We start from the raw sequence: 10742 nt of genomic DNA on the forward strand, positions 1-10742 counted from the left end.
GTCACCACCCTCGTACTTCACCGTCCATTCACCGCGGTCTGTCTCGATTGTTGCCTGGCCGTAATCGCCGCCCTTCAGGCGTGCCAGTTAGTAGGCAATCTGACCCGTGTGCTCCCGAACCGCGGCGACCACTTCGTCACGCCGCTCGGTGATTCCTGTCGGATCTGTGAGGTCGACCGACGGCCATTCTGTCATACAACATTTAAATTCTTGAGTTATAAAACGGGAGCGGCTCGGGTCGTACGAGTGAGATGCGATAATAAATAATTGATACTGATGCGTGTCGTAGTACGAAGATTCGCCCGTCTGCGGGAGTGGGCTCACTGTTGGTACCGCACTCTATGGATTAACACAGGCCGCAGGTAGTGAATTCACACCGACCGTGTCGCAAAACGGTGAGAAATAGATTGACCGCTGGCAACTCACGGAGAAGAACGCGTTCCAATCTGGCCGAAAAGTTGCAGATTTCTATTTTTTCTATTATATTTTTATGATCATACTAATTTTGGTCTGTTGCGTATTTTAGCTCTACTAATAACGAGAATTCGAATGATCTACCGGCTAATATGTAGATACAGCAGTACATACACAGGTCTAACGAATTGTAGGTTGTCGGATCGATTCTTATACGTAATATTATAAATTATGTAATGTACAATTTTCTCTACTATAGCTATTCAGTGGCGTGGCATCGGCACCCTCTCAGGATACCGGTGATGAAGTGTGGTCGACTATCCGAGTTGTCAAGAGGAACTGCCAAGACGAGGATCGGTTCAGTCAGATGAAACTCGCACGTGTCCAAGTGGGTAACCTTCCTGGCGACGCCCGACCGTACGACGAGAGGGCAATCAAGACCCGACACACGTTTGTCGATAGCATCTGTAATACGAGTCGAACCCCAGATGGGCTGGACCGACACCGACGTTCTCGACACGCGCGTGCGCCGTCTCAACGGCGAGGGCATCGCCGCCTTCGTTACCGACCTCTGGACGGCACGCGGATTCGAGACCGACCGCGAGGGACCGTTCGTTGTCGCCCACCGGGAGGGAGAGAGACGAGTACTCTACGTCCTGACGAAACGCACCACCACCCCGTCTGTTGGGACCAGCCGAAGCGTAGACATCGTCGTCGCCCCGAGGCGTCCACAAGCGGGGGAGGCACTGGCTGCGGATCTAGACGCACGCTTTCTTGACACCGCTGACCTGACTGAGATGATCCGCTACGCACTCGAGCGCGACGCGGCCGCCGACCTCTGTGAGGCACATTTCGGTGCGACGCCCGACGAACTGAGATACCCGCCACGGGAACGCGTCCGCCGGAGGGTCGGGAGACTCGAAGTCAGGACAGTAGCAGTGATCATTGTCGCTTCGCTCGTCGTGGCTGTCGGAGCAAGCGCGGCCTTCGGGCTGGCCGGCACAGATGTTGCCAACAGCGGAACACCAGACGAAGCGGCCATCACGGGTGGAACACCGGCGACCGCGGAGAGTGACGAACCCGCGGCCTCGACAACGGAGGGCGGATCAACCCCGACGACAGCCGACATCACCGATCCTTCAACCGTACCCGGAGTGAGCGAGACGAGCATCACCAACGCGAGTCGTCTCGCACGAGCACACGCGGCAGTCGTCTCGGACACAGCGTCGTACACTATCTGGTTCGACTACTACGCACCCAATAACGGGTCCTCCGGGCAGGTACAGCACGACGTCGACGTACGCGTCCAGGGCGAGCGGATTTTCGTCCGAGAAAGCCTCGAACGATCGGGGGGCAACCGGTCAGTACGTAGAACGGCCTACTACGACGGGAGAGACCGCTACGTCGCAGAGAACGGCACCAACGAATTCAGCCGAATCGACGACCGGCCCCCGACGGCGACACCGCGAGAAGTCCGGTTCACGCGCCCGGGCGAGGTGGTTCAGACGTATCTCGCCACCTCCAACAGCTCAGTGAGTCCCGCTGAGTCTGACACTCGAGGAGCGCGCTACCGACTCCAGAGCACTGGCCGGCCCGCAGCGCTCTCCGACACGGTCACGGACTACAAGATGACGGCTATCGTCGACAAACGCGGGTTTATATGGGCACTTGAAGCCGAGTTCACCGTCCGTCGTGACACCGACGGAGACGGGGTCAGCGGCCGTGAACGCGTCCGCTTGACCTGGACGTACGACCGGATCAACAGCACCGAAGTCCGATCTGATCTTGCACCAACTACGCCCTCGAATAGCAGCGCCTAAAGTCAGCAGACAGAAGATGAGCCAAATCTTGAGCGCTGGAAGGTCGTGGTCTTCCGATCAATGTCGCTCCACTTCGGCCCGAGGAGCCCCTATTCAACAAAAATCCTAACCCATTCGATTATAGAGGGCCTAAAAGTGTGTTAGAGGGGACTTCCCACGCTCACGCTGAAGTCGCTCGGTGCAGGGAGAGCACGCATCAGCCAGAGGCTAGAAAAACGCTGCGACAGCAAAACGTATCCTGGATTCGCAACATTCCGGCGCGCTGACGGCGGCCATTACAACGTAGTTGGAGAACGAACCGATGCGTAGTTTTCACTGCATCGAGATGTCTCAAACGGCATACTTCCCCGTGTCTCCGAGCGTGCCAGCGCCGTCCTAAGGACACTTAAAAATTAAAAACGCTGAAACAATCCTGAAAAATGCACTTTGGTTTGGCAACGACCTACGCTACCGGAGTGCTTCTGAAAGTTCGTCTCCGTATCAAATCGAAACGTGTCCAGAAATACCGGCAAAAAAGTATGACGTGCCGGTTGAACTTCGTTGCACACCCGCTATGGCTTTTTGATACGATTCCCCGAAGATACTCTCGGTGACCTTCGATGGATACCGACCTCGGACCAACCGGAACAGAAACCCTCTGTGACGTGTGTACAACTGAACTGGATCGATTCTCGAAGGCCGGGGCTCTCGCCGACCGAGAACTGAGTCTGCTCCGACAGCCCAAACGCCGCATTAACGTGAATATCCCGGTACGGATGGACGATGGGAGCATCGAGGTGTTCCCCTCGTTTCGGATTCAGTACAACAGCGCCCGTGGACCGACAAAGGGAGGGATCCGGTACCATCCATCGGTGAACGCCGATGAGGTCGACGAATTGGCCTTCCTGATGTCCCTGAAATGTGCCGTTGCAAACATTCCGTTTGGCGGTGCAAAAGGCGGGATACAGGTCGATCCCGGGGAACTCTCGGAGGGAGAACTGGAGCGACTCTCGCGAGCGTACGTCAAGGAGTATCACGAAAACCTGGGCCCGAATACGGACATTCCGGCCCCGGATGTGAACACTGACAGTCGAATTATGGCATGGATGCGCGACGAGTACGAATCGATCACCGGACGACAGACGCCGGGAGTGATAACCGGGAAACCGGTCGAACTCGGCGGAAGCGAAGGACGCGAATACGCCACCTCACTCGGTGGGGCGGTGATTTTGGACAGGTTCGTAGACGATGTCGGGATGACACGGGAGAAGACGACCGTCGCCATCCAAGGGTTCGGGAACGTCGGGTCACATCTCGCGCGATTCCTCCACGACCGTGGGTACGACGTTGTCGCGGTCAGCAACGTCGACGGCGGGGCCTACGATTCGAACGGTCTCGACGTGACGGCACTATTCGAGACGTCCGAAGGAGGCGACGATATATTCGAGTTCGGTGCAGAGGAGATCAGCAACGCCGCTCTGTTGACGCTTGATGTCGACGTGCTGATCCCAGCGGCGATTGAGAATCAGATCACCGAGAACAATATGACAGACATCAGGGCCGACGTCGTGCTGGAGATGGCCAATGGGCCGACGACCGCACGGGCAGATACACATCTCGCCGAGCGGGAGATTCCGGTCATCCCGGACATCCTTGCCAACGCGGGGGGAGTGACGGCGTCGTACTTCGAATGGGTGCAGAACACGACCAACGAGTACTGGACGGAGAAGACGGTCCGCGAGAAACTGACGGCGCACCTGCGCGGCGCATACGACGACCTTCGAGAAATTAAGACAGCTCCCGAGATGACACGAACGTGGCGAGAGGCGGCGTACACGCGCGCCGTGGAGAGCGTCCTCCGAGCCGAGGGATACCGGAGCAACGTCGAGGGGTAGCCTTCCCCGAGATACTCTGACAGTGACGAGACAGTGATCCGGTAGTGGTATCATTCGGAGAGAGGCCGATTCGGTTCGGTCCCAGTCGGTCATCGAACAGTGCCAGTGTAGGCGCTGGTATGTTCGTGGCGAATCTCGGACTGCGTCTCCCGTTAGTTACGCGGTCGATCGACGCCTTCCCTCAGATCCTGAGTGGTGGTGGCCGATTCTGCTTTACCGGCGCGTTGATGCCTGGCACGACGGCGTGATCCGAGGTGGTCGCGCGCTACTGCGAACCTTGGACGCCGGTCCACTTGCCGGTAACCGCGACAAATTTCGGATCGCTATACCGCGTCGGGAAAATCCGACCGTTTGCGCTATCTTTCCCGTTAGCATCGTGAGTTCACCATCGATTCACGGGCAAAAATCGCAAGAATACGCCGGGAAGGAGTGCTCACGCTGGGGGCGTCGCCCCCGATCTATACAGTATCAGCACAACGAGAGCGCGAATACTTATGATTCTGTCCAAATCGTTTCTATTTCACAGTTCGGACAGTCACGTAACGTCTCCAGCGGTCGATCGATAGAGCGGATCTCGTCGTCGTTCACCGTTGCCGTTGCTGTTTCACCACAGATGATACACTCGAATTCGACCTTCACACTTCGAACCTACCATAATCGAGCAGAATATATTTGACTCTATTCGGCGGCGAATACGACGCAAAGTGTGGAAAGACGGACGCTCACGTGACCTTCGTATGTTGTTCACGACGAGGTATTCGACGTCTTGCCCGGGGGAGACAACGGATCCCCGATCACTGCCGTTAATCCCGAGACCGGTATGCTAGATGGCGAACTACGCGTTCACGAGGGAGCGATCCAGAGTGTCGATCCGTCGACGATCACTGCAGGGGCCCGACGTGAGTCAGATCGGTTCTTCGCTCCGACCACCCAGGGGACGGTACTCGGCGGAGCGTCCGCACCGGGTGCCAGTCTGTGAGAGCGAGTATCTCCCGTCGTGACGACTCGGTACGCCCGGCAGGCGCTCCGGGGTGCTCCATTATCCGTACACGACCGTCAACTGATAATTGAGACCGTTGATTGTCGCCGTGTAAATCTTGACCAGTGTGATGCCGTCGTAGTCACCTCCTGTCACAGAGTCATCGCTTGTGGACACGCATTCGGACATCCTCGGCCGGTTGCAACGTCAACTCCATACTCACGTCCGGCGTCGGCGAACTCACCAGTTCGAAATCGACACGTCTGGCGAGAATCGGGACGATGTGTTTCAGCTCCATCATCGCAAAGTGCATCCCGATGCACTGGTGTGGACCGCCGCCGAACGGGAAGTACGCGAAGTCCGGGCGATCGTCGCTGCGTTCGGACCTAACGCGTGCGGGCCGGAACTCTTCGGGCGCGTCGAACCACCGGTCGTCGGTGTGCACGGTGAACTGCGGGAGCAGGATCTTCGTCCCCGCCGGGATCCGGTAGCCGCCGAGTTCCGTCTCCTCGACGGCCTCACGGAACAGCATCCCCGCCGGCGGGTACAGTCGCAGTGCTTCCTTGACAACGCGCTCGGTAATCATCAGGTCGGAGAGGTCCGCAGGCGTGGGAGGCCCATCCAGTTCGGTCTTGGCCTCGGTCTCGACGCTCTTGCGCGCGTCCAGGTTACGCGCGAGTAACAGCCACGTAAACGTGAGCGCCATCGCGGTCGTCTCGTGACCGGCGATGAGGAACGTGATCAGGTGGTCGTGAATCTCCTCGTCGCTCATCGTGTACTCGTGATCACCCTCGTTTTCCAGCATCATCGTCAGGACGTCGTCGTACTGATCCGGGTCTGCTCGTCGCTCCTCAATGAGGGTGTCGACAGTCGCGTCGAAGGCGTCCATCGCTCGGCTGTACTGTCTGTTCCGCTGTGTCGGAACCCACGACGGCAGCAGCATCTCCACGGCACTCAGCCCACTCATATCAGCCATTGCCTGCGGCTCGTCGGCAGCGTCGGTGATCACCTGTCGACGCCCACCGAGGTCGAAATCGAACAGCGAGTTCGTCAAAATCGAAAGCGTCAGGCGGGAGAAATCCTCGTTGAACACGAGTTCTTCGCCGTCTTCCCACGCTGTGATCATCTGTTCGGTGGCGGTAACCATCGCCGAACTGAACCCCTTCAGCCGGTCTAAGCCGAACATCGGCTGGAGGAAGTGGCGTTGTTGTTTCCACTCGTCGCCGCGGGTGAAAGTGAGACCCCGGGGCGCGATCTCGTAGTCGAAGAGTTCTTTGAGCTCGTCGAAATGCCACCGCTCGTAGATGCGATGGCCCAGCAGCACGTCCCCGATGTAGTCGGGGTGGAAGACGGAGACGGCGTCGATGCGCGGAAATTCACAGTGGACGGCGTCCCCGTAGTCGGCCAGTTCGATAAAAAAACCCATCGGCTGTTTGAGGTGCCGATGTGTGTTTCCGAGGATCGGTAGCCCGTCCGGCCCTGGTGGCAGGTCCCCGGCGCTTCCGTTGGCCTCCGTGTCTGCATCTGTGTTACTGTCGGCCATATAATTATATATAAATTGTCATTAAAAGAGTTTTTTTTTCGATGGCCGACTCTGTCTGTTCGGCCCGAGGATCTGTGTCCGGGCTCGTGCGGGTCACAGCGACGGCGTGAGCGCTGCGATCCCCGCCCTGACGAGTTTCGCTTCTGCCTTCTGGCGATGGTCGCCCGCCGTGTTCGGCGCACGGCCTACCTCCGCTGCGACGTCAGCGTGTGTGGCTTCCCCATCGTGTCATAGCACACAAACTCGACAGCGATCTGGAAGGCCCTCTGCTGGCAGTCACTAAACGTACTCAACTGGACCTCTCAACGCTCGGATGTTCCTGTTTCGCTCGACCCGGACGGTCACCACCGCGGATCGACATCGAGAGAGACACCGACGTAGAGACTGGAAAACGAAGAGTAGGAGGCTGAGCGCGGGAACGTCTGGTCGCCCTCGCAGTCGCCCGATCAATCGGCCGCCACCGTGCCAATTTCGCCCGTCCGGTTGGCCGCATATCCGAGGAGTGCGTTATGCCCGTCCGCCGACAGAAGCACCGGCCAGAACGCCGAGTCCGCCGTCAGCGACTCGCCCGTTCCGGTCGTCGCGTACGCCGTCCCCGGAGGCACTCGATCGAAGTTCTCGACGTGTATGCGGTAGGTCTCTCCCGGCGTCTTCTCGATTGTCTTCCGGACCTGATAGTGGGTGGTCGGGGTTGGATCGGGTTCCGCAGGGAGAGCGTCCATCGCGCGGAGAGACGCGAGCAGACACTCGTAGGCGTTCTCGGCCGCTGACTCGGAACCCTGGGACCCGGCTTCGACGTTCACGAACCCCGGCAGGTTCACGCTTCGTCCCGTCACGAGTCCGGAGAAGTCGGCCGCGCGGTCGACCGGGAGCGCCCGCATAATTCTCGCTTTTTGTGGCGTCAGGTCGGCGAGCGTGCCAAACGGTTCGTCGAAGGAGACCGTCGAGTGAAATCCGAGCGTGACACAGTCTTCGACCTCCTGCCTGAGGTCGTATGCCAGGCGCTCTTCGTGAATCCCGCTGTCGGGGTCGCCGGGAAACAGCCGATTGAGGTCGCCCTCGACGTAGCGCGTCCCCGCATCGAGCGCGCGTTCGTTCGCGATAATCAGTTTGACTGGACGTTGAATTCTGTCTGTTGGGCCGCGTGCGCGGAACCGCTCGATTGCTCTCACGCCGCAGGGCTCGTCACCGTGAATCGCCCCGACAGCAGCGACTGCAGGCGACTCATCCGCGTTCTCGGGTTTGAGGGTTTCGACTCGCACATCTTGTAGTAACAAATGAGGGCACAAAACAGCATCAGTGCCGCGTCGCCGGGTAGCAGCCGCGAGCAACGGGTGTAGGGCCTTCAATAATTTATTTGTGGCCGTTCAAGTATCCGGCACAATGGCGCCGCGAGTCACTCCGAAGTGCTGCGGATCACTCACAATGGACGCCGACGTGCTAATCGCCGGCGCATCAGGGACCGTCGAAGCCCCGTCGACGGTGTACCTGATCGAGGCCGATGAAACAATCCTCGTTGATACCGGTTTCGGCGACCCAGCGGAGATGACTGATAAACACCCGGACTTCGAGTGCAGTCGGACAAGAGAGCAGGCCCTCGAGACCGTGCTCGATTCCGAGGGGTACGTTCCCAGCGACATCGATAGCATCGTCTTCACCCACCTCGACTGGGACCACTGTTACAATCTGTCTCCATTCGACGCGGAGACGACTTTCTACGTGCAGCGACGGGAACTCGAGTACGCAATCGATCCGTATCCGATACACGCCGTCAGGTACGAGGCGACCTCGCTCGAGCGGACGCCGCCGTGGCTCGGGCGCGACCTCAAAGCCATTGAGGGAGAGACGCGACTCTGTGAGGGGGTCGTGGCGTTCCCGACGCCCGGGCATACAGTCGGCCACCAGTCGGTTGCCGTCCGGACAGCCCGGGGAACGACGGTGATTGCCGCGGACGCAATCCCAACGTTCGAGAACGTCGACAGAGACGAGTGGGCGCCAGTGCGGCGTGGCCTGGCGATGAACGACATCGAGTGGTGGGAGAGCGCCTGCGACGTACTCGCCCGTGGCGAAACGATCCTTCCCGGCCACGAGTGGGAGATTCTGGACGCCGAACCGGGCGGACGCGCCGGGTGACACCGCAGCGAGCGAACCCTCGAACGTCGAACCGGTCGCGCTCGTCGTGGATGGTCCACACAACTTGCCGGTACTCCCTGGTGTTAATGACACAGAATCATCAGCTCCTTCGTATGACGGCACAGGACGATGTGCTCCGGCGCGTCAACAGGAACGGCGTCGAACTGATCAGAGTTGTCTTCGTCAACAACAGCGGCGTCCCTCGTGGTCGCGTCGTCGACAGCGAGAAACTCCGTGGAGTCCTCGAAGAGGGTGCCAACGTGACCGAGGCGATGCAGTCGTTCAACGCCCTGGATCGTCTCGTGTCCGGGGGCCGGTACGGGCCCGCCGGGGAGGTCCGCGTGGTTCCCGATCCGGAGACCTTCACGGTGCTCCCGTACGCCGACCGGGCGGCGGTGATGCTCGCAGACCTGCACGACCTCGGCGGCTCCCCCTGGGCGGCCGGCCCTCGCGCACGACTACGCGATTACCTCGACGACATCGGGGACGACGGATACGTGCCGCATCTCGCCTTCGAGAGCGAGTTCTATTACACCCGAGAGAGCGACGAGGGCGAGACAGTCCCGTACGACGACACGACGTGCTTCGCGGCCGATGGAATGCAGCGTGCACACGACCTGATCTTAGAGACGGTCGACGCGCTGAAAGCGCAAGGGATGGGCCTATCGACGTACTATCCGGAGTACGGTCCGGGCCAGCAGGAACTCGTGGTCGATCACGACGCAGGCGTCGCGGCGTCCGACAACCAGATCCTGTTCAAGCAGACCGTGAAGGCTGTGGCGGACGCCCACGATGTCGGGGCCACGTTCCGCCCGACACCGTTCTCGGACCTCCCGGGGAACGGCTGTCACATCCACCTCTCACTCTGGCAGGACGGTGAGAACGTCCTCTACGATTCGGCGGCGACCAGTCGATACCCCCTGAGCGAGGAGGGCCGGCACTTCGTGGGCGGACTGCTCGAACACGCGCCGGCGCTTGTCGCGCTGACGGCGCCGACCGTCGAGTCGTACAACCGCCTCCAGCCAGGGATGTGGGCGTCGGCCTACACCTGCTGGGGCCACGACAACCGCGAAGCGATGGTCCGCATCCCCTCCGCCGACGCGGACGATCCCGCGGCGACGACGCGCGTGGAGTTCAAGCCCTCGGATAATACGAACAATCCGTATCTCGCGCAACTCGGACTCCTCGCCGCAGGATTCGACGGCATCGAACGCGAACTCGACCCGGGCGAGCCGTTGAACCGGGACCCCGATACGGTTGAGGACGACGACCGCTCCGCACTGGGGATCGAGCGGCTCCCTGATTCACTGGATGCAGCGCTGGACGCGCTCGAAGCCGACGCAGCACTCGCAGCGGCGCTTGGTGAACCGCTTCATCAGTCGTATCTCGAAGTGAAACGCAGCGAGTGGGAGCAATCGACTGACGACGGGGAGTGGGAGACGGAGTATCTGAATCGAAGCTTCTGATCGGAAGTACCGCAAGGTGGCATATATTTCGTGCCGGACAGGACGGTAAGCGTCTGCCGGCAGTCGCCACCAATAAAACTATTCCATCCGGCGGGCACGCGTTTTATACTTGTTTGCACGTACCCATCGACCTTCTGTGGATCTTCTCCGAACGTGATCAGCCACTCCAAGCACTGTTCTCGCCGCTGGCGATAGTCGATCTGTTGGCGTTCATTCGACAACTCCGCCGGCGGTTCGGTGAGGACCGTGGTCCCTCCTCGAGAGTCGGTTGCCTCCCCGGGATCATCCATTTGCCTGCCCTCCAATCGGCCGAGTTATCTGTTATGGATCAACTCTCCGTATTCGTCAAATTGCTATCCGACGGATCTATGATGTGGCTCATTTCGTCGCCTCGTATTCGGTTGTGACTGCACGATCACGTTGGTGTGAACGATCGCCACGTCGCCGATTAGTCCGACTGCGTTGTTCCGGAGCTTGGGATTATCGGCGTCGAACAGGGTCGCGACGTCGTCG

The 10742-nt window shown here is 59.6% G+C and carries 7 protein-coding genes; 5 read left to right on the top strand and 2 right to left on the bottom strand.

Features of this window, described 5'->3' with window-relative positions; all coding sequences use genetic code 11:
* Positions 1-902 precede the first annotated feature (902 nt).
* From ABEI27_RS09870 to ABEI27_RS09880, 3 genes are all read left to right on the top strand, one after another.
* Entirely contained in the window at positions 903-2234 is a 1332-nt protein-coding gene (locus ABEI27_RS09870; protein WP_375799235.1) for a hypothetical protein, read from the top strand.
* A gap of 599 nt (positions 2235-2833) precedes the next feature.
* Positions 2834-4108, top strand: a complete 1275-nt coding sequence (locus ABEI27_RS09875) for a Glu/Leu/Phe/Val dehydrogenase (RefSeq protein ID WP_375799236.1) — start codon at positions 2834-2836, stop codon at positions 4106-4108.
* 820 nt (positions 4109-4928) lie between these two features.
* Positions 4929-5087, top strand: a complete 159-nt coding sequence (locus ABEI27_RS09880; RefSeq protein ID WP_375799237.1) for a hypothetical protein — start codon at positions 4929-4931, stop codon at positions 5085-5087.
* A gap of 160 nt (positions 5088-5247) precedes the next feature.
* Here the strand turns inward: ABEI27_RS09880 and ABEI27_RS09885 are convergent, their stop codons facing one another.
* Both ABEI27_RS09885 and ABEI27_RS09890 read right to left on the bottom strand, forming a co-directional pair.
* Positions 5248-6630, bottom strand: a complete 1383-nt coding sequence (locus tag ABEI27_RS09885; protein ID WP_375799238.1) for a cytochrome P450 — start codon at positions 6628-6630, stop codon at positions 5248-5250.
* A 446-nt stretch (positions 6631-7076) separates the two neighbouring features.
* Positions 7077-7892: a succinylglutamate desuccinylase/aspartoacylase family protein gene (locus tag ABEI27_RS09890; RefSeq protein WP_375799239.1), complete on the bottom strand. Its 816-nt coding sequence runs from the start codon at positions 7890-7892 to the stop codon at positions 7077-7079.
* Positions 7893-8013: 121 nt separating this feature from the next.
* On the opposite strand from ABEI27_RS09890, the gene ABEI27_RS09895 reads away from it, so the two are divergent.
* Together ABEI27_RS09895 and glnA2 are read left to right on the top strand one after the other, a co-directional pair.
* Positions 8014-8763, top strand: coding sequence for an N-acyl homoserine lactonase family protein (locus tag ABEI27_RS09895; RefSeq protein WP_375799240.1), 750 nt, complete (start codon positions 8014-8016; stop codon positions 8761-8763).
* A 113-nt stretch (positions 8764-8876) separates the two neighbouring features.
* Positions 8877-10229 carry a gamma-glutamylputrescine synthetase gene (gene glnA2 / locus ABEI27_RS09900; RefSeq protein WP_375799241.1) on the top strand — a complete coding sequence of 451 codons (1353 nt, stop codon included), beginning with the start codon at positions 8877-8879 and terminating at the stop codon, positions 10227-10229.
* Positions 10230-10742 lie beyond the last annotated feature (513 nt).

The sequence above is a fragment of the Halobellus sp. genome, from assembly GCF_042218505.1.
Taxonomy (GTDB): domain Archaea; phylum Halobacteriota; class Halobacteria; order Halobacteriales; family Haloferacaceae; genus Haloquadratum.

Excerpts from the sequence above, each read along its gene's own strand:
- ABEI27_RS09870 (WP_375799235.1), top strand. The coding sequence starts at position 903 with ATGGGCTGGACCGACACCGACGTTCTCGACACGCGCGTGCGCCGTCTC.
- ABEI27_RS09875 (WP_375799236.1), top strand. The coding sequence starts at position 2,834 with ATGGATACCGACCTCGGACCAACCGGAACAGAAACCCTCTGTGACGTG.
- ABEI27_RS09880 (WP_375799237.1), top strand. The coding sequence starts at position 4,929 with ATGCTAGATGGCGAACTACGCGTTCACGAGGGAGCGATCCAGAGTGTC.
- ABEI27_RS09885 (WP_375799238.1), bottom strand. The coding sequence starts at position 6,630 with ATGGCCGACAGTAACACAGATGCAGACACGGAGGCCAACGGAAGCGCC.
- ABEI27_RS09895 (WP_375799240.1), top strand. The coding sequence starts at position 8,014 with ATGGCGCCGCGAGTCACTCCGAAGTGCTGCGGATCACTCACAATGGAC.
- glnA2 (WP_375799241.1), top strand. The coding sequence starts at position 8,877 with ATGACGGCACAGGACGATGTGCTCCGGCGCGTCAACAGGAACGGCGTC.